Here is a 26,829-nt window from a genome sequence, read left to right as displayed (position 1 = left end):
TCCCCCGGGCCGAGGCTCACCGGATCGCCGCCCCCGTCCGGCAGCAGCCGGCACGCGCCGCCGAGCACGACGTGGAAGCCCGCCCCCTCGTACGGACCGTGCTGGCCGTGCCGCCGCCCGCCGTGGCCGCCGTCGGCTCCGGCGCCGTACTGGACCCCGTCCACAGCAGTGCCGGCTGGCAGAGCCCGGTCTACGCCAAAGGCACCGGCGGCGGCCCCGAGAGCTGCCCCGACGCCGCCGCCGACCCCCGGAACACCGTCTGCGACCGCTTCGACCTGACCGTCTCGGTGCCGGACGGCTACTGGGACGACAACCCCGAGGGCGGCGTCCCGCTGTCGATCACCTGGGAGCACCCCACCGACGACTTCGACCTGTACGTGTACGACGACCACGGCAAACAGGTGGCCTCCAGTGCGGGCACCGCCGACCCCGAGGCCACCGTGATCCCGCGGGCGTCGGGGACGTATCACGTGGTGGTCGTGCCGTACGACGTGCACGACAACTCCTTCACGGGCGCGGCCTATCTGCCCGCGACCACCGATGCCGGGGACCTGACGTCCTTCTCCGGCGGCGACGGCAGCTACACGATCGGGGCCGGGCCGCTCAAGGCCCGGGCCGACTTCCTGACCGGCGGCCGGCTGCGGCTCCAGGCCGATCCGTCGGGCTCGCTGACCGACCCGGCCGGTACGGCCATCGTGCGCAGTCGGCCCGTCCCCGAGCGGCACACCTCGTCCTTCGACGCGGGCGACTACTACGGCGTCCGCTCCCCCGAAGCCGTGCTGCGCGTGTACAAGAAGCCGCTGCGGTTCGGGCTGTACAAGCCGGACAACCGGACCCGGATCTGGCAGGAGGACAAGCGCTGCGCTGGTCCACCGGCGGGATGCGGCAGAGCCTGACCCGGGGCGCGGACGAGCAGTTCTTCGGCGGCGGCGAGCAGAACGGCAGCTTCTCGCACCGCGGGCAGACGATGTACGTGGCCAACAGCTTCGACTGGAACGAGGGCGGCTACAACAACTCCCAGCCGTTCTACCTCTCCAGCGCCGGCTACGGCGTCTTCCGCAACACCTTCGCGCCGGGTGTGTACACCTTCGGCTCGCCGGTCACCACCGGGCAGCAGGAACGGCGCCTGGACGCCTACTACTTCCTCGGGGACGCCAAGCAGGTCATCGGCGCGTACACGGCACTGGTGGGCAGGCCCTTCATGCCGCCGGTGTACGGCCTGGAGCCCGGCGACTCCGACTGCTACCTGCACAACGCCAACCGCGGCGAGCGCCACACCCTGGACGCGCTGAAGGTCGCCGACGGCTACACCGAGCACCAGATGCCGCTCGGCTGGATGCTCGTCAACGACGGTTACGGCTGCGGGTACGAGAACCTGGCGCAGACCGCCCAGGGCCTGCAGGACCATCACGCCCAGCTCGGCCTGTGGACGCAGGACGGCATCGACAAGCTCGCCGAGCAGGTCAAGGCAGGGCAGCGGGTGGCCAAGCTGGACGTGGCCTGGGTCGGTAACGGCTACAAGTTCGCGCTGGACGCCTGCGACGCGGCGAAGAAAGGGATCGAGGACAACAGCGACGCGCGCGGCTTCGTGTGGCTGCCCGTCTCCTGGGCGGGCGCCCAGCGCTGCGGGGTGCTGTGGAGCGGCGACCAGCAGCTGTCCTGGGACTACATCCGCTGGCAGATCCCGGCCTACGCCGGGGCGACGATGTCCGGCATCGCCTACGACACCGGCGACGTGGGCAGCATCTACCGCCACGACGCCAAGATGTACGCCCGCGACCTCCAGTGGAAGGCGTTCCTGCCGGCCATCATGACGATGGACGGCTGGGCCACCGACCTCACCACCAAGAAACCCGCCGATCAGCAGCCGTGGCTCGACGGCGAGCCGTACACCTCCATGAACAGGAAGTACCTGCAGCTGAAGGAGCGGCTGCTGCCGTACATGTACACGTTGTCGGCGCAGGCGGCGAGGACGGGCGTGGGCGCGGTGCGTCCGCTGTGGCTGGAGTACCCGGACGACCCGAACACCCTGGGCGACCAGGCCAAGTACGAGTTCCTGTCGGGCCCCGACTTCCTGGTGGCCCCGGTCTTCCAGGACTCCGACACCCGTGACGGCATCTATCTGCCGAAGGGCACCTGGACCGACTACTGGACCGGCCGCACGTACCAGGGCCCGACCACGGTGAACGGCTACCACGCCCCGCTGGACACGCTCCCGCTGTTCGTGCGCGAGGGCGCGATCGTGCCCATGTGGCCCAAGGGCACGACGAGTTGGCAGACCCGGGACCGGCACGAGCTGGACTGGGACCTGTATCCGTCGGCCCACGGCACCGGCCACTACACGCTGTACGAGGACGACGGCGTGACCCGTGACTTCGCGAAGGGCTCCGCCGCCACCCAGCGGGTGTCGGTGCACGCGGACGGCGGCGGGACCACCGTGACCGTCGGTGCGAGCCGGGGCGACTACAGGGGCAAGGTGGACGCGCGGACGTACCGGTTCACCGTGCACGGCACCGGCGCGCCCGTCCGGGTTTTCCTGAACGGACGTCAACTGCCGGACGCCGCCTGGTCGTACGACCCCGGCACGCGCACCACCACGGTCAGCACGCCGAGCCTGCCGCTCGACCGGGGCTTCGGTCTCCGGCTGGTCGACGGGAGGTAAAGCGATCGTATGGTCTAGTCCAAAGAGCGAGTTGGTCTAGTCCAACTCATTGACGTGACCCCAACACCTCCCAGAGCCTGGGGCGACTCCCCACCCCACCCCCTCTGGGAGGCACGCAATGAGACCTCTTCGGGCATGTCTGGGTGCGGCGGCCGCCGTGACACTCGCGGCCGCCGGCACCACCGCGCTCGTCGCGGGCAACGCCTCTGGCGCGACCAACGCGCTGAACAACCGCTGGTACGCCGCCGCCCCCTATCTGATGCCGCTCGACAACGACCCGCCGGACCCGTCCGCCATCATGGACGCCACCGGCCTGAAGGCGTTCCAGCTGGCCTTCGTCCTCGCCCCCAACGGCGGCGGCTGCTCGCCCACCTGGGGCGGAACCGCGCCCGTCTCCTCGGACACGGCCGTCCAGTCGATGATCAGCACGATCCGGAGCAAGGGCGGTGACGTCTCCGTCTCCATCGGCGGCTACGGCGGCACGAAGCTCGGCCAGGCCTGCTCGGACGCGGCCTCCACGGCGGCGGCCTACCAGCAGGTCATCACCAAGTACGGCCTGCACGCCATCGACTTCGACCTGGAGGAGCCGGAGTACGAGAACACGGCCGCCGTCAAGAACGAGATCGGCGCCGCGAAGATCCTCCAGCAGAACAACCCGGGCCTGTACGTGTCCGTGACGACGGCCGGCACGGCGGACGGCACCGGCTGGTTCGGCAAGCAGATGCTGCTGGAGGCCAAGTCGCAGGGGTTCACCCCGAACAACTTCTCCATCATGCCGTTCGACGGCGGCTTCAGCGGGGCGGCGAGCCAGACGAGCGCCCTGACCAACTTCAACTCGATCCTGCAGTCCACGTTCGGCTGGGACCAGGCGACCGCCTACGCCCACGAGGGCTTCTCCGGCATGAACGGCCGCAGCGACTCGGGCGAGATGTTCACCCAGGCCGACTTCCAGACCGTGCTCGACTACGCGACGAGCCACAACATGGACCGGTTCACGTTCTGGTCCCTGAACCGCGACCGGCAGTGCAGCCCGCCCGACAACGGCGGCCGCACGTCCGGGACCTGTTCGAGCGTCACCCAGAACTCCTGGGACTTCGCCAAGTACTCGGTGAAGTTCGCGGGCGCCACCCCGCCCACCACCACGCCGACGCCCACGCCCACGCCGACACCCACCCCCACCTCCTGCAAGAACGCCTGGAGTTCGTCGACGGTGTACACGGCCGGGGACGAGGTGTCGTACGGCAAGCACAACTGGAAGGCCAAGTGGTGGACCCAGAACGAGGTGCCCGGCGCCTCGCAGTGGGGTCCGTGGCAGGACGAGGGCGCCTGCTGAGACCTCTTGACGTGTCAGGTCCAGACCTCTAGGTTCACGGGTCACCGGAGACCAAGGATGTGTTCAGCGTTCATCATGCTGAACACATCCCGGTCCGACGAAGGGACCCCCACATGAGCCGATCCCGGCTGCTCGCGGTGACGACCACCGCGGGCCTCACCCTCACCCTCTCCGTCCTCGGCGGCGGCAGCGCGGGAGCCGCCGACCCGCACGTCGCGCCCGGTGGCAACTTCGACCTGTCGGTCTGGGAGCTCCAGGAGCCCGTGGGCTCCCCCGGCCGGCCCACCACCATCCCGTCGTCCCGGCTCCAGGGCGCGCACGGCTACCAGGACGCCTACTTCTACACCGACACCCGCGACGGGGCGATGACCTTCTGGGCGCCCGAGAAGGGCGTCACCACCCCCAACTCGAACTACGCCCGGTCCGAGCTGCGGGAGATGAACCGCGACGGCAGTCCCGCCGACTGGGCGCTCGGCGGCTCCCACCGGATGAACGCGACGCTGCGAGTGGTCTCGGTGACCAGGAACGTGTGCGTGGGTCAGATCCACCTCGGCAGCGGCGGCTCCTCCACCAAGCCGCTGCTGGAGCTGTACTACCGCGCGAACGGGGACATCGTCCTCGGCACCGAGGACTCGGCCTCCGGCGGCCAGACCCCGCACCCCGTCGGCCATGTGGCGGTCGGCAGGACCTGGAGCTACACCATCGCCGTCTCCGGCGGGAACACCATCGACCTGACCGTGAACGGCACCACCACGCACTACGGCATTCCGTCGTCCTTCAAGTCGTACAAGCAGTACTTCAAGGCCGGTTCCTACAACCAGTCCTCCTCCGACAGCACCACGAACGGTGCTCGCGTGGCGTTCTACGGCCTGACCGTCCAACACGGCTGACACGCGGTCCGACCTGCGCGACTGGTGCGATCGGCCACACGGTCGTAGCGTCGAGTGAACGCGGTCGGACACAGCACAACGGTGGGAGCGGCCATGCGCGGATCACTGGTGGGAACGGCGGTCACCCTGGCGGCGGGAGCCCTGCTGACAGCGGCGATGACTACGGCCTCGGCCAGCCCGCCGACCCCGGCCGCGCCCCCTGTGCAGGGCGATCACTCGCGGCCCGTGCTGGTCGACTGCTTCTTCCACCGCAACGTCCGCCCGGTCGACTTCATCCTGGCCTGCGGCGACGGAAACAGCCGGCTCACCGGCATGCGCTGGACCGAGTGGGGCCGGGACGGGGCGCAGGGCATGGGCGTCAACTGGGTGAACGACTGCAAGCCGTACTGCGCGGCCGGCACCTTCCACTCGTACCCGGTGGTCATCCGGCTCAGCGGCGAGCAGACCTGGAAGAAGCATCGGTCCTTCCAGCGCTTCACGCAGATGAGCCTGACCTACACCGGCGCCCGGCCGGAGGGATTCAAGCAGGTCATGACCTACTCGCTCTGGGACTGACCCGGGAACCCTCCGGCCGCCGCGCGCGGTGGCTCAGCCGATCTCGGCCAGCAGGTCGCCGCCCTCGACCTGCTGGATCCGGTTGATGGCCAGCCGGGACACCCGGCCCGCCTTGGGGGCGGTGATCGTGGCCTCCATCTTCATCGCCTCGATGGTGGCGACGGTGGCACCGGCCGCGATCTCGTCGCCCTCGGCCACGGCGAGCGTGACCACACCGGCGAACGGGGCCGCCACATGGCCCTGGTTGGACCGGTCGGCCTTCTCCGTGACCGGCACGTCCGAGGCCGCCCCCCGGTCGCGGACCTGGATGGGCCGCAGCTGGCCGTTGAGCGAGGACATCACCGTGCGCATACCGCGTTCGTCCGCCTCGCCGACCGCCTGCAGCTCGATCAGCAGCCGGACGCCGGGCTCCAGGTCGACGGCGTACTCCTTGGCCGGGCGCAGGCCGTAGAAGAACGCCTTGCTGTCCAGGACGCTGGTGTCGCCGAAGGACTGGCGGTGCGTGTCGAACTCGCGGGTCGGGCCGGGGAACAGCAGCCGGTTCAGGGTCGCCCTGCGGTCCTTCGCCAGCCCCTCGCGGTCCTCGGTGGACAGCTCGGGCACCGGCTTGGCCGCGGCACGGCCCTGGAGGGCCTTGGTCCGGAACGGCTCCGGCCAGCCGCCGGGCGGGGTGCCCAGCTCGCCGCGCAGGAAGCCGATGACCGAGTCGGGGATGTCGAACCGGTCGGGCGTCTGCTCGAAGGCGTCCGGGGAGACCCCGGCGCCCACCAGGTGCAGGGCGAGGTCGCCGACCACCTTCGAGGACGGGGTGACCTTGACCAGCCGGCCGAGGATGCGGTCGGCGGCGGCGTACATCGCCTCGATGTCCTCGAAGCGGTCGCCGAGACCGAGGGCGACGGCCTGGGTGCGCAGGTTGGACAGCTGGCCGCCGGGGATCTCGTGGTGGTAGACCCGGCCGGTCGGGGAGGCGAGGCCCGCCTCGAACGGCGCGTAGATCCTGCGGACGCCCTCCCAGTACGGCTCCAGGTCGCCCACGGCCCCGAGGTCGAGGCCGGTGGGCCGGTCGGAGTGGTCGGTGGCGGCGACGAGCGCCGACAGCGACGGCTGCGAGGTCGTACCGGCCATGGAGGCGACCGCGCCGTCGACCGCGTCGGCACCGGCCTGGATCGCGGCGAGATAGGTGGCCAGCTGGCCGCCCGCGGTGTCGTGCGTGTGCAGGTGCACGGGCAGGTCGAACTCGCGGCGCAGCGCCGAGACGAGCTTGGCGGCGGCCGGGGCGCGCAGCAGGCCGGCCATGTCCTTGATCGCCAGGACATGGGCGCCCGCCCCGACGATCTGCTCGGCCAGGCGCAGGTAGTAGTCGAGGGTGTAGAGCCGCTCGGCCGGGTCGTTGAGGTCGGCGGTGTAGCAGAGGGCGACCTCGGCGATCGCGGTGCCGGTCTCGCGTACGGCCTCGATGGCGGGCCGCATCTGGCCGACGTCGTTGAGCGCGTCGAAGATGCGGAAGATGTCGATGCCGGTGGCGGCGGCTTCCTGCACGAAGGCGTCGGTCACCTCCGTCGGGTACGGGGTGTAGCCGACGGTGTTGCGGCCGCGCAGCAGCATCTGGAGGCAGATGTTGGGCACGGCCTCACGCAGCGCGGCCAGCCGCTCCCAGGGGTCCTCGGCCAGGAAGCGCAGGGCCACGTCGTAGGTGGCGCCGCCCCAGCACTCCAGGGACAGCAGCTGCGGCAGGGTGCGCGCGACGACCGGGGCGACGGCGAGGAGGTCCTTGGTGCGCACCCGGGTGGCGAGCAGGGACTGGTGGGCGTCGCGGAAGGTGGTGTCGGTGACGCCGATGGTCGGGGACTCGCGCAGATGGCGGGCGAAGCCCTCGGGGCCGAGTTCGACGAGGCGCTGGCGGGAGCCCGCGGGCGGCTCGCCGGCCGGCAGGAGGGGCAGCTTGGTGACCGGGTCGAGCAGGTCCGGCCGTTCGCCGTGCGGCTTGTTGACGGTGACGTCGGCGAGGTAGGTGAGCAGCTTGGTGCCGCGGTCCGCGGAGGAGCGGGCGGTGAGCAGGTGGGGGCGCTGCTCGATGAAGGAGGTGGTGACCCGGCCCGCCTGGAAGTCGGGGTCGTCCAGGACGGCCTGGAGGAACGGGATGTTGGTGGCCACACCGCGGATGCGGAACTCGGCGACGGCGCGCCGGGCCCGGCCGATGGCCGCCTTGAAGTCCCGGCCACGGCAGGTGAGTTTGACCAGCATGGAGTCGAAGTGGGCGCTGATCTCCGTACCGGCGTGGGTGGTTCCGCCGTCGAGGCGGATGCCGGACCCGCCCGGTGAGCGGTAGGCGCTGATCCGGCCGGTGTCCGGGCGGAAGCCGTTGGCGGGGTCCTCGGTGGTGATGCGGCACTGCAGGGCGGCGCCGCGCAGGGTGACGGTGTCCTGGGAGAGGCCGAGGTCGGCGAGGGTCTGGCCGGAGGCGATCCGCATCTGGGCCTGGACCAGGTCGACGTCCGTGACCTCCTCGGTCACGGTGTGCTCGACCTGGATGCGCGGGTTCATCTCGATGAAGACGTGGTTGCCGTCCCGGTCGAGCAGGAACTCCACGGTGCCCGCGTTGCGGTAGCCGATCTCGCGGGCGAAGCGCACGGCGTCGGCGCAGATCCGGTCGCGCAGCGCGGGGTCGAGGTTGGGGGCGGGCGCCAGCTCGATGACCTTCTGGTGGCGGCGCTGCAACGAGCAGTCCCGCTCGAAGAGATGGATGACGTTGCCCTCGCCGTCGGCGAGGATCTGCACCTCGATGTGGCGCGGGTCGACGACGGCCTTCTCCAGGAAGACGGTCGGGTCGCCGAACGCGGACGCGGCCTCACGGGAGGCGGCCTCGATGGACTCGCGCAGCTGGGCGGGGTCCTCGACCCGGCGCATGCCGCGCCCGCCGCCGCCCGCGACCGCCTTGACGAAGACCGGGAAGCCGATCTCCTCGGCGGCGCGCACCAATTCGTCGATGTCGTTGGAGGGCGCGGAGGAGCCCAGCACGGGCACGCCCGCGGCCCGGGCCGCGGCGACCGCGCGGGCCTTGTTGCCGGTCAGCTCCAGCGTGGCCGCGCTCGGGCCGACGAAGGTGATGCCCGCCTCCTCGCAAGCGCGGGCCAGCTCGGGGTTCTCGGACAGGAAGCCGTAGCCCGGGTAGACGGCGTCGGCACCCGCCCGCCGGGCGGCGGCCACGATCTCCTCGACCGAGAGATAGGCCCGCACCGGATGCCCCGGCTCCCCGATCTCGTACGCCTCGTCGGCCTTGAGCCGGTGCAACGAGTTTCGGTCCTCGTGCGGGAACACGGCGACGGTACGCGCGCCGAGTTCGTATCCCGCCCGGAACGCGCGGATCGCGATCTCGCCACGGTTGGCGACCAGCACCTTGCGGAACATCCTGGATTCCCTTCAGCTGCCTGCCGGCGACGAACACCATGGTGTCAGCCACACCCTGCCCGTACCTCGCGGCAACCATAGGGGGTGCCCGTCCGTGTCCACGTGCGAAAACCATCACACCGACTACGTGTGCGGCGCCACAGGGGCGCGCGGTCCGGTCAGCGTTCCAGGGACGTCATCGCGGCGCTTCCGGGGCACTCGGCGCCCTCCGCGGCGGGCAGGAGGCCGGGGCGCACGGGCGTGGGCGCCGGGATCTGCACGGACACGGGCCCGGCCGGCGCGGGTGTCCGCACGGGGGGCGCGGGGGCGGTACCGGTCTCCGGGGCGGGCAGCAGGAATGGTACGAGGGACCGCAGCCACTCCCGGCGGCCGTGCAGCAGCCCGAGGACCATCGCCGCGCCGACCGCGATCAGATGCTCGCGGCCGGCCAGGTTGGGGACGGCGATCGACTCCCACACCATCGAGCCGCCGGTCAGCGTGAACACCACGGGGGCGCGCCGGACGACCGCGAGATAGGTGAACAGGCCGACGACGGCCGCCGAGGGTCCGGTGTCGAGGACGTGACCGCACGCGGGGGGCAGGCCGAAGCCCCACCAGCCGGGACCGGCCGCGATCATCACGCGGGCGGTGAGGGTGCCGGCCACCGTGGTGGCGTAGGCGATCGCCAGGGTGCGGGCCCGGCCGAGGGCCAGCTCGGCGAGGGCGAAGGCCAGGAACAGCTGGGTGATGCCCGCCCACACCGGCAGGTCGAGCGCCGGGACGTACAGCGACACCGGGGTGCGCAGCAGGGACAGCCACAGCGGCAGATCGGCGGTGACTCCGCCGAGGCGACGTACCCACACCGCTCCTAAGGGGTGCTGGGCGACGTCGTGGAAGAAGACGACACCGAACGCGGCCACGAACGCCAGCAGCAGCCCGGACAGTCCGCGCCGCACGAGCCGCTGCACGGGGTCGACGACGATGGCGTACCACTCGCCCCGCAGCGTCCGTCCGGTGAACCGGGCGAGGCGTGCGAGGAGCAGGCAGCACCTCTCCAGGCGCCCGTCAGCGGTCATGAGGCACGGCAGCCCGTCGCCTTCGACTCACCCGTCATGTACATCGCCCCCTTCACCTCGCGCCCGGCGGTCGGCCGTGCGAGGCGTTTTCCCGTTATCCGCCCGTTTCAGGCGTCATCGTATTGATGTACGGATCTTGGCCGGGCGGGGCCGCCCCTCCCTGCGATACCCCGGCCCTCCCCCTCGGATGGGTTTCTGCGCTGCTCGGACGGGCTTTCGCGGTGGCGAGGCCCGTGGACAGTTCAGCGAGCCGGGCGGCGGCCGTCAAGATCCTTAACGGGTGGGAAGGCCCACAGGCGGACGGAACGGAAAACCAGGGCCGGAAGGCAACCTTCAGCCCTTCTCGGCCGTCCTCCAGATCAGGCCCTCTCGACACGCGACAGGGCCGTCCGGTTTTCTTGAACGAATGCGGAACCTCCCTGTTCCGATCACGAACTCTCGTATAGTGACGGGCAGTTCACCACTCGGTGTCATGTCTCAGCATCCGAACGTTCCCGTCCGCAGCCATCCGACCGCACCCGCCGCGAGGACCAGACCGGACCGATGACCGCCCCCACGCAGCCCGGCGACCGACCGTCCCTCCGCACGCTCCTCTCCGCCCTCGCCGTGACCGGGGCGCTGTCGGCGCTCGTGGTCTGCGCGATCCTGGCGGCGGCGCCCGACCCGGTGCGCACCCCGCTCGCCTGGTGCGCGGGCGCGGCGGTGGTCGTGCTCGGCGCGGCGGTGGCCACGGCCGCGCACGCCCTGCGGGCCGCCCGTGGCGGCCGGGACCGGCTGGACAGCGTCACGCAGGACATCGGACGGCTGCTCCAGCAGCAGGCCCGCACCACCGAGGAGGCGCGTCGCGAGCAGCAGCGGCTCATCGACGAACTAGCCCGGCAGCGCACGGAGCTGACGGAGTCGTTCGCCGCCGAGAGCGCCCGGCTGGAGGAGCGGAGCGCGGGCGAGCTGGAGCGGCTGCGGCGCGAGAACTCCCGGCTGACGGACGAGCTGGGGCGGGCCCGCCGGGAGGGGGCCTCGGCGGTCGCCGCGACCTCCAACGCGGCCGCCCGTCTGCAGGCCCTGGCCACGGCCACGCTCGCCGACCTGCGCGCGATGGAGGACCGGCACGGCGACGAGGACGTGCTCGCCGACCTCCTCCACCTCGACCACCGCACCGCCCAGGCGGGCCGGCTCGCCGACTCCGTCGCCGTGCTGACCGGGGCCCGTTCGGGCCGGCGGTGGGCGCGGCCCATCGGCATGGAGTCGGTCCTGCGCGGCGCGATGGGCCGGATCGCCGCGTATCGGCGGGTGCGGGTGCACTCGGTGAGCGAGACGGCCGTCGCCGGGCACGCGGCCGAGGGCGTGATGCACGCGCTCGCCGAACTCCTCGACAACGCGGCGAACTTCTCGCCGCCGAACGCCGAGGTCCACGTCTATGTGGAGGAGGTCCCGGCCGGCGTCATGGTGTCCGTCGAGGACAGCGGGCTGGTCATGGGCGATGTGCAGCTGCGCCGCGCGGAGCGGGCGGTGTCCGGTGACGTCTCGGAGCTGGGCGGTCTGACCGGCACCCGGCTCGGGCTCGCCGTGGTCGGGCGGCTGGCGCGGAAGCACGGGCTGAAGGTGTCGTTCCGGCCGTCGGCGCGCGGCGGCACCGGCGTGCTGATGCTGATCCCGCAGGAGGTCCTCACGCGTGCGGCTCCGGCGGCGGGTGCCGCGCGGCTCCCGGAACCGGAGACGTCGGTCCGGGAGGGGTCCGGTCGGGAGAGGCCCGTACGGCCGCCGGTCGCCGTGGGTGCGGCTCCGGGCCAGGATCCCCGCGAGTCCCCCGAGTCCCCCGAGCCCGCCGATTCCGACGCCACGACGGTGGCGGAGGGGCCGGCCGGACTGCCCAGGCGGCGCCGGGGCCGTACGCTCGCCGAGGCCGAACGCCTCCGGTCGATGCGGCGCGCCGCAGAGGCCCGGCCCGCGCCCGGCGCCGACGACGCCCAGGTCCGGACGGCGCGCTTCAGCAGCTTCCGCCGAGCGGTCCGCCCCATCCGGTCCGACACCGGTCCGCCTGTCGAGCAGGGCGCGTCGGACTCCCGTCGGCCCATATCTGAGCCGTCCACCACGCGCGATACCGCCTCCGGGCACCAGCAGACCACGCCGGAACCGACTCCCCTGGACCACGGTCCGCCCATGTCTGAGCCGTCCACCCCGCGCGGCACGGCCTCCGGCCACGACCGGACCACCCCGCCCAGCCCCGTCCCGGACCACCGTCCGTTCCCGGCGGAGCCCCCCGCCCCGCGCCGCACGCTCACCGACCACCGCCAGACCCCGCCAGAACCGACCGCCCCACGCCACACGGCCCCGGAGCAGCGGACGGTGAACTCCTCGCGGGACGCCGTCCCCGACCACCGAACGGCCAACCCCTCACCGGACACCGCCCCCGGCCACCGGACGGCGAACCCCCCGCGCGGCGCCGTGTTCGACGAACCTGAGCACTCCTCCCCCACGTACCCGGAAGGCGGCCCACTTCATGACCGGCCCGACCACTGCCGATGACAATCTCACCTGGCTCCTGGAGGGCCTGTTGGAGAGGACGCCCGGGGCCCGGCACGCGCTCGTGCTGTCCCGGGACGGGCTGAGGCTGTGCCGTACCCGGGAGTTGAGCCTCGACCGCGCCGACCAGCTCGCCGCCATCGCCGCCGGCATCCAGTCCCTGTCGCACGGGGCGTCCGTCGAGTTCGGCGACGGCAGCGGAGGCGTCCGATCGGCGATGACCGAGTTCTACGGAGGCGTGCTGTTCATCGTCGAGGCGGGCGCGGGCGCCCATCTGGCCGTGGTGACCGACGAGGACGCGGATCCGGGGATCGTCGGGCACACCATGGGCGAACTGGTGGAGCAGCTCGGCGCGTACCTGACCGCGCTGCCCCGTACGTCATGAGCCGTGCGGCCGGGGGCCGTCCGGGCCGCGACGACGCTCCCGACCGGCTGTACACCCTCACCCAGGGCCGCAGCCGAACCGACCCGGACACCCCCTTCGACCTGGTCACCCTCGTCGTCGCCGAGTCGGATCCGGTGGCCGGCATGCAGTCGGAGCACGCGGCGATCCTCCGGATGACCGAGTTCCCCACCTCCGTGGTGGAGATCGCCGCGGAGCTGGGACTGCCCGTGGGCATCACCCGGGTGCTGCTGAGCGACCTGCTGGCGGCCGGCCGGGTCAGCGCCCGGCATCCGCACAGACCGGCCATCGCCGATCCCGACCTCCTGGAACAGGTGCTCATTGGACTCCGCAGCCTCTGAGGCCGTCCCGCTCGGCGGCCCTCGGTTCCAGACCGAACCCGCCCGTATGTACCGGGAGTTGCGGCGCGACCACGGCGCCGTGGTGCCGGTGCTGCTCGATGGCGACGTGCCGGCCTGGCTGGTGGTCGGCTACCGCGAGCTGCACCAGGTCACCGGGGACCCGGTGCTGTTCAGCCGGGACTCGGGGCTGTGGAACCAGTGGCCGAACATCCCCGCCGACTGGCCGCTGCTGCCGATGATCGGCCGCGGACAACCCTCCATCCTCTACACCGTCGGCGAGCGGCACCGGCAGCGCGCGGCGATGGCCAGCGACGCGCTGGAGTCGGTGGACCCGTTCGAACTGCGGGGCCACGCCGAGCGGTTCGCGGACGAGCTGATCGACGTGGTCTGCCCCTCCGGCGAGGCCGAGCTGGTCGCGCAGTACGCGACGCTGCTGCCGGTACGGGTCCTGGCCCGGCTCTACGGCTTCCCGGACGAGGACGGTGCCGGGCTGGTCACCGCCCTGAACGACATGATCGACGGCCGGGAGCGGGCGCTCGCCGGACAGTCCCATCTGGCCGCGTCCATGGTCCAGTTGCTCGCCGACCGCAGGCAGCGGCCCGCCGAAGACGTGGTCTCCCGGATGCTCGCCGACGGCAGCGGGTTCACCGACGAGGAGATCGCGCAGGACCTGATGGTGATGATGGCGGCCGGGCACCAGCCGACCGCCGACTGGATCGGCAACTCGCTGCGGCTGATGCTCACCGACGACCGGTTCGCCGCCTCCCTGTTCGGCGGCCGGCACAGCGTCGCCGAGGCGATGAACGAGGTGCTGTGGGAGGACGCGCCCACCCAGAACGTCGCGGGCCGCTGGGCCGCCCGGGACACCCACCTCGGCGGCCGCCGCGTCCGGGCCGGCGACCTGCTGCTGCTCGGACTGCAGGGCGCCAACTCCGATCCGCAGGTGCGCACCGACGCCTCCGCGCTGACCGGTGGCAACAGCGCGCACTTCGCCTTCGGGCACGGCGAGCACCGCTGCCCGTTCCCGGCGCAGGAGATCGCCGAGGTGATCGCGCGGACCGCCGTCGAGGTCGTCCTGGACCGGCTGCCGGACATCGACCTGGCGGTGCCCGCCGAGTCCCTCACCCGTCGGACCTCGCCCTGGCTCCGGGGCCTGACCCGGCTGCCCGTCCGGTTCACCCCCGTGCCCGCCCTCTGACCACGCGCCGTCCCGCCTCTCCGCCAGGGGTCCGGGAGGTCGCCCCCCGGACCGGCGCGGTACCCCGATCCCTGCCCTGGGAGGCATGTCACGATGCCGACCGGCACCGGAACATCCCGGATCGCCCTCGACCCGCGCCAGATCACCGTTCTGGTGGCGACCAATGTGGCGGCCCGGGGCCTGCACGTCGACGACCTCGATCTCGTGGTCAACGTCGACCCGCCCACCGACGTCAAGGACTATGTGCACCGGGCGGGCCGCACCGCCCGCGCCGGTGAGTCCGGCAGCGTGGTCACGCTCGTGCTGGCGGGCCAGCGCCGCGAGACGAGCCGCATGATGGCCGAGGCCGGCATCGAGCCGACCGTCACCAAGGTGCGCTCGGGCGAGGCGGAGCTGAGCCGGATCACCGGCGCCAAGACTCCCTCTGGGATCCCGCTCGACGGCGGGCCCGCCGTCCCCCGACCCAAGAACACCAACGCTCCCTTCCGCGGCCTCGGCACCAGCAAGGGCACCTCCCGCGGCGCCGGCGGCAAGTCCCGAAAGGCCGGCGAGGCTCGCAAGCTCGCCGAGGCCCGCAGGGCCGCCCTCGTGCGTCGCAACGGCTGAGAGCCGTTGCCCTGGCAGCCTGGCCACGGGATCGGCAACCCTCGGCCCGGCCCGAAGCCGTCCTGTGCGCCTCACCTACGAAGTCAACGCCTTGGCCGCGAGAGGGATACCCGCCGAAACGGAGCAGGATGACGTTGCCGGCGCCTCGCACTGTGCCCAGCATGACAAGCTGTGCTTGCCCACCCCCGAACCCAGGAGGTCACCATGACCGCAGAGCCCGTATCTTCGGAAGGTTCGGAGCCGGCTGCCCCCGAGACGTCCCCTCTGGAGCCGGACAGCGACGGCAACTACGACCTCAAGCGCAAGTTCCGCGAAGCCCTGGCGCGCAAGCGCGGTGCGCAGGCGGACGCCGCTGATATTGCCGCCAAGTCCGACGCGTCGAAGGTGCGTTCGGCGCACGGCCCGGCTGCGAGCCAGCGGTCGTTCAGGCGCAAGAGCGGCGGCTGAGTCGATGAGTCCCGCGATCTGACCGCTTCACCGGCACTCGCGCTATCCACTCGCGCGTCCCGTCCAGTGGCCCGCGACGTGCGCACGCCCGTGCGCGCGTTGCGGGCGGGGCGTAGCCGGCGGACTCGCCTGGGGGAATGGCCCAGATGCGGTTGGCTCGGGTCGGTGGCGCCGCCGAACTGGAATTCCGGGATGAGGGCACTGCCTTGTCCGAGGGTACGCGGCCGGTGTCGCGCGCCTTGCGTGCCCCTGTACCGCTGTGAAAATCGACTGCGGTTGTCCGGGGTGGCGGTAGGCATCCGCGTGGCAGGGACATTCGTTCCCCGTCCTGCTGCGGCTGATCGCCGCACCGTCGGTCGCGTTCCCGGCAGCGGTCGCCTTCGTGCCCAGCCACGGCGTGCAGGTGCCGACCTGCCCCGAGTGGACGCCGTCCGATCTGGTGCAACATCTGGGCAGGGTGCACCGCCGCCATGTCACCGGTTCCTCCCGCGGCTTCGGCCGCGAGTTCGCGCAGGCGGTCCTGGAGCGCGGCGACAGGGCCGTCGCCCGCAACACCGACTCCCTCGCGGACGTGCCGGCCGCCCACGGCGAGGCGATCCGCCTCGTCGAGCCCCGCGGCTTCGCCACCGACCGGTCCGGGCGTGCCCGACCTCGATGCTCGCGGGGCCGCCACCGGAACCGCGGACCGTGCTGCCGGGCTGCGGCTCAGGCGTCGATGATGACGGGGATGATGAGGGGCTTGCGGCGGTGGGCGCGGAACGCCCAGTTCGCCACGGCGCGGGCGAGGAGCTGTTCGAGTTGGCGCGCGTCCCCGACGCCCTCCTCGGCTGCGGTGGCCAGGGTCTTCTCGATGACGGGGACGACCGGCTCGAAGGTGGTCTCGTCGTGGACGAAACCGCGGGCCAGGAAGTCGGGGGCCTCGGCGAGGGCGCCGGTGTCCGCGTCGACGATCGCCACCACCGTGACCACGCCTTCGGCGGCGAGGGTGAGGCGGTCCTTGAGGGACGCTTCGGTGGCGCCGCCGACTTCCATGCCGTCCACGTAGACGTTTCCGGCGGGGACCTTGCCGGTGATGGACGCACGCCCGTCGACCAGGTCGACGACGACGCCGTCCTCGGCGATGACGACCCGCTCGGCGTCGACACCGGTACGGATGGCGAGGTCGCCGTTGGCCCGCAGGTGGCGCCATTCGCCGTGCACGGGCATGACGTTGCGGGGCTTGACGATGTTGTAGCAGTAGACGAGTTCGCCGGCGCTGGCATGCCCGGAGACGTGCACCTTGGCGTTGCCCTTGTGGACCACGTGGGCGCCCCACCGGGTGAGTCCGTTGATCACCCGGTAGATGGCGTTCTCGTTGCCGGGGATGAGAGAGCTGGCGAGCAGGACGGTGTCGCCCTTGCCGATGCGGATCATGTGGTCGCGGTTGGCCATCCGTGACAGCGCGGCCATCGGTTCGCCCTGGGAGCCGGTGCACACCAGAGTGATCTTGTGGTCCGGGAGCTTCTCCAGCTCCTTCGTGCTCACGACCAGACCGGAGGGGACCTTCAGATAGCCCAGGTCACGGGCAATGCCCATGTTGCGGACCATCGACCGGCCGACAAAGGCGACCTTGCGGCCGTGCTGGTGGGCGGCGTCCAGGACCTGCTGGATACGGTGCACGTGGCTGGCGAAGCTGGAGACGATGACCCGGCGCGGCGCGGTGCGCATCACCTGCTCGATCGCCGGGTTCAGCTCTCGCTCGGAGGTGGTGAAGCCGGGCACTTCGGCGTTGGTCGAGTCGGTGAGGAACAGGTCCACGCCCTCCTCGCCGAGGCGGGCGAAGGCGCGCAGATCGGTGATGCGGTCGTCGAGAGGGAACTGGTCCATCTTGAAGTCGCCGGTGTGCAGCACCATCCCGGCCCGGGTGCGGATCGCGACCGCGAGGCTGTCGGGGATGGAGTGGTTGACCGCCACGAACTCGCAGTCGAAGGGCCCGAAGCCGCGCCGGTCGCCCTCCCGCACCCGCACCGTGCGCGGCCGGATGCCGTGTTCCTTGAGCTTGGCCTCCAGGAACGCCAGCGTCAGCTTGGAGCCGACGACGGGAATGTCGGACCGCTCGCGCAGCAGGTACGGCACGCCGCCGATGTGGTCCTCGTGGCCGTGGGTGAGCACCAGGGCCACGATGTCGTCCAGCCGGTCCCGGATCGAGGTGAAGTCCGGCAGGATGACGTCCACGCCGGGCTGGGTCTCCTCGGGGAACAGCACGCCGCAGTCGACGACGAGCAGCTTGCCCGCGTGCTCGAAGACGGTCATGTTGCGGCCGATCTCACCCAGGCCGCCCAGGGCGATGACCCGCAGCCCTCCTTCGGGAAGGGGCGGGGCGGCTTTCAGCTCGGGGTGCGGATGACTCATACCCTGACGGTACCCGGAGAACGGGACAGGGTGATCACTGCCTGTGTGATCCAACGAGCGCTCGATACGACCCGCCGCCGGCTCAGGCCGGCATCCGCCTCATCTGCCCGCTGCCCCAAGACAGGAGGGCAACCGCAGCGGGCGGCGACCGCAACGGCCGCGGCGTGTGCCGGGGTGGCGTCGCGCGTCGGGGGCCAGTGGCTGCGAGGTGATGTTGGGGTGTCAGGTCTCCCGGTGCCCGATCAGAACAGTGCCAGGCCCTCGCCGCTGGTGTCCGCGATGATTGGCCGGGACTGGGTGGGAGGTCGTCCAGGCGATCAGGACCGGCCGCGGTGGCCACGGCAGGGGCCGTCTCGGCCGGCCAGATACGAAACCGCTCGGTGGCTGCGCGGCAGGGGACTTGTGCCAGGACACGGTGCTCGCATCTCCGAGCAGATCCGGAATGTGGACGCTCGTCCGGCCCGCCTCGTGAAATGTCATGCCCCGCAGTTGCTGGACGTGGTGGGCTTCGGTCCGGACACGGCCGTCGCCTTGCTGATCACGGTGGGGGACAACCCGGAACGCCTGGACAGTGAGGCGTCCTTCGCTGCTTTGTGCGGGGTCAGTCCTGCCGAGCGTTCCTCGGGACGCCGGCCGTTCCGTCGCTTGACCGTGGTGGTGACCGTCAGGCAAATGCCGCGCTCCATCGCATCGTGTTCACCCGTCTGGGGGTCGGCCCGCGCACCCAGGACTACTACGAGCGTCGGATCAAGGAGGGCAAGACCCTCGCGAAATCGTTCGTTGCCTCAAACGCTATGCGGCTCGGGAGGTCTTCCACCTGGTCAGACACCTACAGTCAGGACCCCGCTCATAGGGGCTGCCGTGACAGATAGGGTCAGGCGGGTGAGTGAGACACCGACGAACACCCTGCAATACCGCTTCGACGGGCCGGAAGAGGCCCCCGTCCTGATCCTGGCTCCCTCACTGGGCACGACCTGGCACATGTGGGACCGGCAGGTCCCGGAGCTGACCAAGCAGTGGCGGGTCTTCCGCTTCGACCTGCCCGGCCACGGCGGGGCGCCCGCCCACCCGGCCGGCTCGGTGTCCGAGCTGACGGCCCGGCTGCTGGCGACGCTGGACGCGCTCGGCGTGCAGCGGTTCGGGTACGCGGGTTGCGCGCTGGGCGGCGCGATCGGCATCGAGCTGGCCCTGCGCCACCCGGAGCGGCTCGCCTCGCTCGCGGTGGTCGCCGCCTCGCCCCGGTTCGGCACGCCCGACGAGTTCCGGCAGCGCGGGGTGATCGTCCGCACGAACGGACTCGCCCCGATCGCGCGGACCGCGCCCGACCGCTGGTTCACCGGCGGGTTCTCCGCGGCGCAGCCCGCCATCACCGAGTGGGCGGTGCAGATGGTCCGCACCACCGACCCGGGCTGCTACATCGCGGCCTGCGAGGCGCTCGCCGCCTTCGACGTACGGCCCGAGCTGGGGCGGGTGGGCGCGCCCACGCTCGTGCTGGTCGGATCCGAGGACCAGGTGACCGGCCCGGCCGCGGCCCGCACCCTGGTCGCCGGCATACCGGACGCCCGGCTCGCGGTCGTGCCCGGCGCCTCCCACCTTGTCCCGGTCGAGCAGCCCGCCGCCGTCACCGACCTGCTGGTCCGGCACTTCTCCACCGCCTGGCAGCAGCCCTTCGACACCGGTCAGACGGCCCTGCCCGCCGTCCCGGCCGCCCTGGTGCCGGCCGTGCCGCAGCAGCACGTCCCGGTCGCCGAGATCGCCCCGGCCGCCGTACCGGCGCCGCTCACCGTCGCGCCCGACCGGTACGAGACCGGGCTCAAGATCCGCCGGGAGGTGCTCGGCGACGCCTATGTGGACCGGGCGCTGACGCAGGCCGACGACTTCTCCGGGGACTTCCAGGACTTCCTGACCCGCTACTCCTGGGGCGAGATCTGGGACCGGCCGGGCCTGGACCGCCGCACCCGCAGCTGCATCACCCTCACCGCGCTGATCGCCGGCGGCCACCTGGAGGAGCTGGCCTCCCACACCCGGGCCGCCCTGCGCAACGGCCTCACCCCGGACGAGATCAAGGAGGTGCTGCTCCAGGCGGCCGTCTACTGCGGGCTGCCGGCCGCGAACAGCGCGTTCCGGGTGGCCCAGCAGGTCGTCCGCGAGGAGACCACCCCCGCCGAGTGAGCCCCGGCCCGCCGTACGCGGCAGGATGGTGTGGCATGAAGCTCACGAAGAAGTCGCACGCCTGCGTCCGCCTCGACAAGGACGGGCAGACCCTCGTCATCGATCCCGGCGGGTTCAGCGAGGAGGACGCCGCGCTCGGCGCGGACGCCGTCCTGATCACGCACGAGCATCCGGACCACTTCGACGAGTTCCGGCTCCGGGCCGCCATGGAGAACAATCCGGCGGCCCGGATCTGGACGCTGAGGTCGGTCGCCGAGCGGATCACGGCGGCCTTCCCGGGCCGGGTGCACACCGTCGGCCACGGCGACACCTTCACCGCCGCGGGCTTCGACGTCCAGGTGCACGGCGAGCTGCACGCCGTGATCCACCCGGACATCCCGCGCATCACCAACGTCGGCTACCTGATCGACGGCGGCCAGGTCTTCCACCCCGGCGACGCCCTCACCGTCCCCGACCACCCGGTGCGGACGTTGATGCTGCCGGTGATGGCCCCCTGGAACAAGATCGCCGAAGTCATCGACTACGTCCGCGAGGTGAAGCCGGCGCGCGCCTACGACGTCCACGACGCCCTGCTCACCGATCTGGCCCGGCCGATCTACGACCGGCAGATCGGCGCCCTGGGCGGCACGGACCACCAGCGTCTCGCGCCGGGGGCCTCGGCGGAGGTCTGAGACCCGTTGTCGGACCCGCCGGGTAGGTTGTGAGACATGCGCATCGCTACCTGGAACGTGAACTCGATCACCGCCCGCCTCCCGCGGCTGCTGGCCTGGCTGGAGAGCAGCGGCACCGACGTGCTCTGCCTCCAGGAGGCCAAGATCGCCGAGGCTCAGTTCCCGTTCGAGCCGCTGCGGGAGCTGGGGTACGAGGCGGCGGTCCACGCGACCGGCCGGTGGAACGGCGTGGCGGTGCTCTCCCGCGTCGGCCTCCAGGACGTCGTCAAGGGCCTGCCCGGCGACCCCGGCTACGAGGGCGTGACCGAGCCCCGCGCCGTCTCCGCGACCTGCGGCCCGGTCCGCGTCTGGTCGGTGTACGTGCCCAACGGCCGCGAGGTGGACCACCCCCACTACGCCTACAAGCTCCAGTGGTTCGAGGCCCTGAGGGCGGCCGTGCAGGGCGACGCGCAGGGCGGCCGCCCGTTCGCGGTGCTCGGCGACTACAACGTGGCGCCGACGGACGACGACGTCTACGACGCGGCCGCCTTCGAGGGCTCCACCCATGTCACCCCCGCCGAGCGCGCCGCCCTCGCCTCCCTGCGCGGGGCCGGCCTCGGCGACGTGGTGCCGCGCCCGCTGAAGTACGACCACCCGTTCACGTACTGGGACTACCGCCAGCTCTGCTTCCCCAAGAACCGCGGCATGCGCATCGACCTGGTGTACGGCAACGAGCCGTTCACCAAGGCCGTCAAGGACGCCTACGTCGACCGCGAGGAGCGCAAGGGCAAGGGCGCATCCGATCACGCGCCGGTGGTGGTCGACCTCGACGTGTGATGCCACGCTGGGTCCATGAACCTTCCGTTCCTGGGCCATCGGCACAAGAAGAACGGTGAGGCGGCCCCGCCCGCCGACCCCGAGGCGGTCGCCGCGCTGCTGTCCGAGTGCGAACTGCTGCGCTCGCAGGCGGCCCGGGCGGGCATCCGCCTCGACGACACCCCGGACTCCCTGGAGGCCCTGGACCAGATGGTCCCGCGCTGGCGCGACGACGCCGAGACGCTGCCCCGGCTGGGCAACGACGCGGGGCTGTACCTGGGCACGGTCGTGGTGCGCACGGTGTCCGGCGCCGCCTGGGAGATCCGCTCCGACGGCGAACCCGTCGTACGCCTCGTCTCCGGCCGCGAGGTGGAGGTCGTGGGCGCCGGGCAGGAGTGGGCCGCGAGCGGTGTCCCCGAGCTGTCCCAACTGTACGCGGAGATCGCCGAGCCCTGATCCCGCGCCCTTCCGCGGCCCTCGTCGACGTGAGTCGGGGGTACGTACGGCTCATGCCTGAAAGGGGAGTTCGGCGTCACCGAACTCACCGGATCCTACGTGGAGTTCTTGCGCGCGGCGCCCGTCCGCTCCGGTGTGAACGCCGCCGAACACCGCCGACGGGAGCCCGCGTTCGAGGAGTTCCCCCACTCGGGGAAGCCCATCGCCGCCAACCTCGACTACGATTTGCCGTTCATCCCTGTGGTGATGGTGATCGCGCCGATCCACATCGGGATGTGCATGCTGCTCTCGTGGTTCGCCGGCCGGGTGTCCCGCCGTGAGCAGCGAGCCCCAGGACCGGGGCCGCGGTGGTCACCGCGGCCGGCCGGCCCGGGGGCGCTGCTGCCGGGTGGGGAACCCCCCACGGCCCCGAGACCGTAGGGGGGTGGCAGTTCACACGGGCCAGGCTCGTCCGGCAGCAGCCGGAGATCACTGCTCGCCGAGCGGGACGGACACGTACGACGGGTCGTCCGAGGGCGAGGAGAAGGTCAGCTGCGCGCCGGACGGGTTGTGCTCGATGTACAGCGGGTCGACCGTGTCGACCACCAGCGCGAGGCGGTGCCCGGCGGGGACGTCGTAGGCCGTGGAGAACAGGTCCAGGTCGACGTCGAACGGCTCGCCGGGCGTCCGCCCGTGCCAGGTGTACGGCGCGTTGGTGACCAGCCTGCCGAGACCGAACGGGCCCACGTCGTACAGGTAGGCGACGAGGGTGCCGCTCTCCGCGGTCGGGGTGAGCCTGGTGTGCAGCGTGGCCGTGCCGCGGACCCGCTGGGCGCTCGCGTACCGCTCCGACTGCCACACGGCCGCCCAGCGGCGCGGCAGCAGCGGTATCGCGGCCATCGGCGGCAGTTGGGCGACCTGGTCGAGGAGGCTGGAGAGGAAGACGATCCCGCCGTCCGCGCCGGAGTCGACGCCGGCGTGGATGGTGGTGGAGCCCGCCAGCGCGATCTTCCTCCGGGTCGCGCCGACCGACTTCCAGTCCGGGTAGCCCTCGTATCCCCCCGCGCTACGGGACTTCAGCTGGACCGGCTGCTCGTGGTCGATGCCGTTGTCGGATCCCCTGAGGTAGTGGTCGAACCAGCGCGCGGTGTCCGTCCACACGTCGTTGGGCAGTCCGAACAGGCCGGGCAGCTCCGCCGTCGCGTGGTCGCCGGGGCGCAGCTCCAGCCGCTTGGGCACGGTCAGCTTCTGGTAGAAGTCGGCGACCTGGTTCGCCGGGAAGACCGTGTCGCCCCAGGCGTTGGCGAGCATGACGGCCGCGCCGTTCCTGTTCAGCTGGTCGACATAGGTCGCAGGGGAACGTTTCTTCCCCCAGGCGATCATCTCCCGTTCCTTGGACAGGTTCGAGGCGTACACGTTGTCGAGGACCTCGCGCGTCTCGGGGCTCTCGCGGCCGGTGAGGGTGGCCGTGCCGTCCAGGACGGCCACCGCCTGGACGTGCTGGGTGCGGCCCGAGTAGATGGAGTCGATCAGGTCCGCCCAGCCGCTGAGCGCGGCCACGGCCTTGATGCGCTTGTCGTGGGCGGCGGCGAGCAGGCTGATCCCGGCGCCGTACGACACACCCGCCATGCCGATGTGCCGCGGATCCGAGGGCGTGTGGGCGAGGGCCCAGTCGATGACCCTGGAAGCGTCCGCTGTGTCCGGCGGACCCGCCACTTCTATCTGGCCGCCGGACTGCCAGAAGCCGCGCACGTTGTAGGTGACCACCACATAGCCGGCGTCCGCGAGCCGCTGCGCCTGGGCGAGATACTCCACCTGTGGCAGGCTCCAGCTCGTGGGCAGCACGATGAGCGGGTAGTTGCGGCCGCCGTCGGCGTCGGCGGGCGTGACGACGTTGGCCTTCAGCACGGTGCCGCCGTCGCCGGTGATGTCGACGAAGCTGAGATGCGGCGCGGCCTGGGCGGCGGGCGCCAGGCCGACGACGGTGCCGGCGATCAGGGCCGCCGAGACGGCTCCGGCGGCGGAGCCGCGCAGCACGGTGCGACCTCGTCCCATGGGTCACTCCTTCACTAGTTCAGTGCAAAGTGACCCGACGGTAACCGGGCGACCTTACCGTAAGTAACCCGTGGGTAAGTTACGTGCCGGTAAAGGTTGTTGAAGCCCTGAGCGGCGGCGTCCGCGGAGGCCGGCTCGGGCAGGGGGGTGCGGGCGGCGCGTGTGACGTCCCCGACCAGTTCGACCACATCGGGGCCGTAGGCGTGGGAGTTGACCACCTTCAGCAGCAGCACGAAGGAGTCCCCGCCGTACCGGCGCGTCAGACGGACGTGCTCGCGGGCCAGATACCGGGTGGCCGCCTGATTGGTGATCGCCCGCTGCCCGCAGAACAGGAACACCGGCCTGGTGCCCCGCCGGTTGTCCGCGGTCAGCCGGGCGAGCAGCACGTACTCGGCGACACCGCGGTCCATGCGGTAGTGCTCACCGCCGACGCGGAACGCCCCACGCTCCCGGCCGGGTTCGGCGTCGATGTTCACCCGCACACCGGGCAGCAGTGAGGAAAGGTGCGCGGCCATACGGCGGTTGGACGAGGGGCCGCCGAGGCAGAACTCGGTTCGCTCGCCGAAGCCCTGTTGGGCCGCGTCGTGCGCGACCACCTGGGCGTGCGCGTTGCAGTCCTTTATCAGAGCGGACAGTTCGAGCAGCGCGAAGACGTCGTGCCGTGTGACCGTCAGTTCCGGGCCGCCCGCGTCGCGGTTCACCACCAGCAGCGACTCGGAGTTGTCCGGCAGCCCGAAGAACGCCTGCTTGCGCCGCAGTTTGCGGCGCCACAGATACGTACGGGCGAGCCAGCCGAGCGAAGCGGAGATGCCCGTCGCCACCAGGCCCAGGACGATGTTGCGCACGTCGTCGTTCATGGCCGCGCATGCTAGCGGGCCCTGGCGACGGATACGTACCGGCGTTCGATCTGTGACGTTCGTGCGGCGAGTGACCGAGGCGTACTGTCGGTGGTACGGCAATCTCGTTACGCTGCGCGGACTGTCCCGACGGGAGGTTCGGATGGGTCGTCCTGGCACGCGGAAACTGGCGGTTCTGGCGGTCTCGGCCGCCATGGTGTCGGTGGGTGCGGCGGCGCCGCCCGCCGCGACAACGAACGCGAAGGTCACCAAGGTTCCCGTGGCCGTGGGCTACGGAGGCGCCGTCTCCAGCGTCGACGCCGACGCCACGGCCGCGGGCATCGAGGTGCTCAGACACGGCGGCAACGCGGTCGACGCGGCCGTCGCCACCGCCGCCGCGCTCGGCGTCACCGAGCCCTACTCGGCGGGCGTCGGCGGAGGCGGCTACTTCGTCTACTACGACGCAGGGACCCGCACGGTGCACACCATCGACGGCCGCGAGACGGCGCCGCTCAGCGCCGACTCCGACCTGTTCATGGAGAACGGCAAGCCGCTCTCCTTCCCCGACGCCGTCAGCAGCGGTCTGAGCGTCGGCACCCCGGGCACGCCCGCCACCTGGCAGACGGCGCTGGACGAGTGGGGCAGCAGAGGTCTCGCCACGGTCCTGAAGCCCGCCGAGCGGATCGCCCGCGACGGCTTCACGGTGGACGACACCTTCCGCTCGCAGACCGCGTCCAACGAGACCCGGTTCCGCTACTTCCCCGCCACCGCGAAGCTGTTCCTGCCGAACGGCCGGCTGCCCGCCGTCGGCTCCACGTTCAGGAACCCCGAACTCGCCCGCACCTACGAGGAGCTGGGCCGCAGGGGCATGGGCGCCATCTACCGCGGGGACATCGGCGACGACATCGTCAAGACCGTCGAACACCCGCCCGTGGACCCCGCCTCCGGCTGGAACGCCCGCCCCGGCAAGCTGGCCGAGAAGGACCTCGCCGTCTACCGGGCCAAGCTCCAGGCGCCCACCAGGACGTCGTACCGCGGCCTGGACGTGTACTCCATCGCGCCCTCCTCCTCGGGCGGCACCACGGTCGGCGAGGCCCTCAACATCCTGGAGAACACGGACCTGTCGAAGGCGAGCGAGGCGCAGTACCTGCACCACTTCATCGAGGCCAGCCGCATCGCCTTCGCCGACCGCGGGCGCTGGGTCGGCGACCCCGCCTTCGAGGACGTACCGACCAAGGAGCTGCTGTCGCAGCGGTTCGCCGACTCCCGCGCCTGCCTGATCAAGGACGACGCGGTCCTCACCAGCCCGCTCGCGCCCGGCGACCCGCGCCACCCGGCGGCCTGCGGCAAGGGCGGTACGGCCGCCCCGACGACGTACGAGGGCCAGAACACCACCCATCTGACCGTGGCCGACAGGTGGGGCAACGTCGTCTCCTACACGCTCACCATCGAGCAGACCGGCGGCAGCGGCATCACCGTCCCCGGCCGGGGCTTCCTGCTCAACAACGAGCTGACCGACTTCTCCTTCGCCCCGGCCAACCCGGCCGTGCACGACCCGAACCTGCCGGGACCGGGCAAGCGGCCGCGCTCCTCGATCTCCCCGACGATCGTGCTGGACCGGCACAACCGGCCCGTCGTGGCGCTCGGTTCGCCCGGCGGCGCGACCATCATCACCACCGTGCTGCAGACGCTGACCGAGTTCCTCGACCGGCATCTGCCGCTGGTCGACGCGATCGCCGCACCGCGCGCCAGCCAGCGCAACGCGGCGAAGACGGAACTCGAACCCGCCCTCTACGACAGCGACCTGAGGAAGCAGCTGGAGGCCGTCGGCCACTCCTTCTCGCTCAACCCCGAGATCGGCGCGGCGACCGGCGTACAGCGGCTGCCGGGCGGGAAGTGGCTCGCCGCAGCCGAGAAGGTACGGCGCGGCGGCGGCTCGGCGATGGTGGTGGACCCGGCGCCTTAGTCCTGACGGCGCCGGGCCCGCCGGCTCTCAGAGAGCCCGCTTTCGGCGGCGGCTCCGCGCTTGCCGACCGGTCTTTAAACCGCCGTC

Annotated in this window: 20 protein-coding genes and 4 pseudogenes; 18 read left to right on the top strand and 6 right to left on the bottom strand. The window is 71.7% G+C overall.

Features of this window, described 5'->3' with window-relative positions:
- Positions 1-92, bottom strand: a pseudogene (locus ACWEN3_RS12185) (AraC family transcriptional regulator); the annotation flags it as partial.
- 30 nt (positions 93-122) lie between these two features.
- Here ACWEN3_RS12185 and ACWEN3_RS12180 point away from each other — a divergent pair.
- From ACWEN3_RS12180 to ACWEN3_RS12160, 5 genes are all read left to right on the top strand, one after another.
- Complete coding sequence (locus ACWEN3_RS12180; protein WP_452969008.1) at positions 123-896, top strand: hypothetical protein; 774 nt, start codon at positions 123-125, stop codon at positions 894-896.
- Entirely contained in the window at positions 881-2,662 is a 1,782-nt protein-coding gene (locus ACWEN3_RS12175; RefSeq protein ID WP_452969006.1) for a TIM-barrel domain-containing protein, read from the top strand. The genes ACWEN3_RS12180 and ACWEN3_RS12175 overlap by 16 nt, the downstream gene beginning before the upstream one ends.
- Before the next feature lie 118 nt (positions 2,663-2,780).
- On the top strand, positions 2,781-3,995 hold the full coding sequence (locus ACWEN3_RS12170; RefSeq protein WP_452969003.1) for a chitinase: 1,215 nt from the start codon (positions 2,781-2,783) through the stop codon (positions 3,993-3,995).
- A 113-nt stretch (positions 3,996-4,108) separates the two neighbouring features.
- Positions 4,109-4,885 carry a polysaccharide lyase family 7 protein gene (locus ACWEN3_RS12165; RefSeq protein WP_452969002.1) on the top strand — a complete coding sequence of 259 codons (777 nt, stop codon included), beginning with the start codon at positions 4,109-4,111 and terminating at the stop codon, positions 4,883-4,885.
- 93 nt (positions 4,886-4,978) lie between these two features.
- The gene (locus tag ACWEN3_RS12160; RefSeq protein ID WP_452968999.1) at positions 4,979-5,440 is read left to right on the top strand and encodes a hypothetical protein; all 462 of its coding nucleotides are present in this window, start codon (positions 4,979-4,981) and stop codon (positions 5,438-5,440) included.
- Positions 5,441-5,473: 33 nt separating this feature from the next.
- Here ACWEN3_RS12160 and ACWEN3_RS12155 read toward each other — a convergent pair whose 3' ends face one another.
- Positions 5,474-8,848, bottom strand: a complete 3,375-nt coding sequence (locus ACWEN3_RS12155) for a pyruvate carboxylase (protein WP_452968997.1) — start codon at positions 8,846-8,848, stop codon at positions 5,474-5,476.
- A 158-nt stretch (positions 8,849-9,006) separates the two neighbouring features.
- Positions 9,007-9,903, bottom strand: coding sequence for a hypothetical protein (locus ACWEN3_RS12150; protein WP_452968994.1), 897 nt, complete (start codon positions 9,901-9,903; stop codon positions 9,007-9,009).
- A 543-nt stretch (positions 9,904-10,446) separates the two neighbouring features.
- On the opposite strand from ACWEN3_RS12150, the gene ACWEN3_RS12145 reads away from it, so the two are divergent.
- The 6 genes and pseudogenes from ACWEN3_RS12145 to ACWEN3_RS12120 all read left to right on the top strand — a co-directional run bounded on the left by ACWEN3_RS12145 (position 10,447) and on the right by ACWEN3_RS12120 (position 15,421).
- On the top strand, positions 10,447-12,429 hold the full coding sequence (locus ACWEN3_RS12145; RefSeq protein WP_452968991.1) for an ATP-binding protein: 1,983 nt from the start codon (positions 10,447-10,449) through the stop codon (positions 12,427-12,429).
- Entirely contained in the window at positions 12,404-12,811 is a 408-nt protein-coding gene (locus ACWEN3_RS12140) for a roadblock/LC7 domain-containing protein (RefSeq protein ID WP_452968988.1), read from the top strand. The genes ACWEN3_RS12145 and ACWEN3_RS12140 overlap by 26 nt, the downstream gene beginning before the upstream one ends.
- The gene (locus tag ACWEN3_RS12135) at positions 12,808-13,170 is read left to right on the top strand and encodes a DUF742 domain-containing protein (RefSeq protein WP_452968985.1); all 363 of its coding nucleotides are present in this window, start codon (positions 12,808-12,810) and stop codon (positions 13,168-13,170) included. Before ACWEN3_RS12140 ends, ACWEN3_RS12135 begins: the two co-directional genes overlap by 4 nt.
- A gap of 46 nt (positions 13,171-13,216) precedes the next feature.
- Positions 13,217-14,368 carry a cytochrome P450 gene (locus ACWEN3_RS12130; RefSeq protein ID WP_452969014.1) on the top strand — a complete coding sequence of 384 codons (1,152 nt, stop codon included), beginning with the start codon at positions 13,217-13,219 and terminating at the stop codon, positions 14,366-14,368.
- Between the two features lie 138 nt (positions 14,369-14,506).
- Positions 14,507-14,974: pseudogene (locus ACWEN3_RS12125) on the top strand (helicase-related protein); the annotation flags it as partial.
- A gap of 204 nt (positions 14,975-15,178) precedes the next feature.
- Positions 15,179-15,421 (top strand): DUF5302 domain-containing protein, encoded by a 243-nt coding sequence (locus tag ACWEN3_RS12120; RefSeq protein WP_452968983.1) that lies wholly within the window; start codon positions 15,179-15,181, stop codon positions 15,419-15,421.
- Between the two features lie 705 nt (positions 15,422-16,126).
- Here the strand turns inward: ACWEN3_RS12120 and ACWEN3_RS12115 are convergent.
- Positions 16,127-17,812 (bottom strand): ribonuclease J, encoded by a 1,686-nt coding sequence (locus tag ACWEN3_RS12115; protein ID WP_452968980.1) that lies wholly within the window; start codon positions 17,810-17,812, stop codon positions 16,127-16,129.
- Between ACWEN3_RS12115 and ACWEN3_RS12110 the strand changes: the two are divergent.
- From ACWEN3_RS12110 to ACWEN3_RS12085, 6 genes and pseudogenes are all read left to right on the top strand, one after another.
- A pseudogene (locus tag ACWEN3_RS12110) lies at positions 17,804-18,391 on the top strand (hypothetical protein); the annotation flags it as partial. The gene ACWEN3_RS12115 and the pseudogene ACWEN3_RS12110 sit on opposite strands and share 9 nt — an antisense overlap.
- 303 nt (positions 18,392-18,694) lie before the next feature.
- Positions 18,695-19,984, top strand: a complete 1,290-nt coding sequence (gene pcaDC / locus ACWEN3_RS12105) for a bifunctional 3-oxoadipate enol-lactonase/4-carboxymuconolactone decarboxylase PcaDC (protein WP_452969011.1) — start codon at positions 18,695-18,697, stop codon at positions 19,982-19,984.
- Positions 19,985-20,019: 35 nt separating this feature from the next.
- Positions 20,020-20,655 (top strand): MBL fold metallo-hydrolase, encoded by a 636-nt coding sequence (locus tag ACWEN3_RS12100; RefSeq protein WP_452968978.1) that lies wholly within the window; start codon positions 20,020-20,022, stop codon positions 20,653-20,655.
- 36 nt (positions 20,656-20,691) lie between these two features.
- Positions 20,692-21,471: an exodeoxyribonuclease III gene (locus ACWEN3_RS12095; protein ID WP_452968975.1), complete on the top strand. Its 780-nt coding sequence runs from the start codon at positions 20,692-20,694 to the stop codon at positions 21,469-21,471.
- Between the two features lie 15 nt (positions 21,472-21,486).
- On the top strand, positions 21,487-21,906 hold the full coding sequence (locus ACWEN3_RS12090) for a DUF6278 family protein (protein ID WP_452968973.1): 420 nt from the start codon (positions 21,487-21,489) through the stop codon (positions 21,904-21,906).
- 171 nt (positions 21,907-22,077) lie between these two features.
- A pseudogene (locus ACWEN3_RS12085) lies at positions 22,078-22,326 on the top strand (amino acid ABC transporter permease); the annotation flags it as partial.
- A gap of 48 nt (positions 22,327-22,374) precedes the next feature.
- Here ACWEN3_RS12085 and ACWEN3_RS12080 read toward each other — a convergent pair.
- Together ACWEN3_RS12080 and ACWEN3_RS12075 are read right to left on the bottom strand one after the other, a co-directional pair.
- Entirely contained in the window at positions 22,375-23,940 is a 1,566-nt protein-coding gene (locus ACWEN3_RS12080) for a CocE/NonD family hydrolase (RefSeq protein WP_452968970.1), read from the bottom strand.
- 14 nt (positions 23,941-23,954) lie between these two features.
- Entirely contained in the window at positions 23,955-24,797 is an 843-nt protein-coding gene (locus ACWEN3_RS12075; protein ID WP_452968967.1) for a hypothetical protein, read from the bottom strand.
- Positions 24,798-24,939: 142 nt separating this feature from the next.
- Here ACWEN3_RS12075 and ggt point away from each other — a divergent pair, with 142 nt between their 5' ends.
- A complete protein-coding gene (gene ggt, locus ACWEN3_RS12070; RefSeq protein WP_452968964.1) occupies positions 24,940-26,742 on the top strand; it encodes a gamma-glutamyltransferase in 1,803 nt (600 codons plus the stop codon).
- Positions 26,743-26,829: the final 87 nt, after the last annotated feature.

The sequence above is a fragment of the Streptomyces sp. NPDC004561 genome, assembly GCF_053602155.1.
The sequence above is the reverse complement of the archived record's forward strand: the minus strand, read 5'-3'. Positions and strand labels throughout refer to the sequence as shown.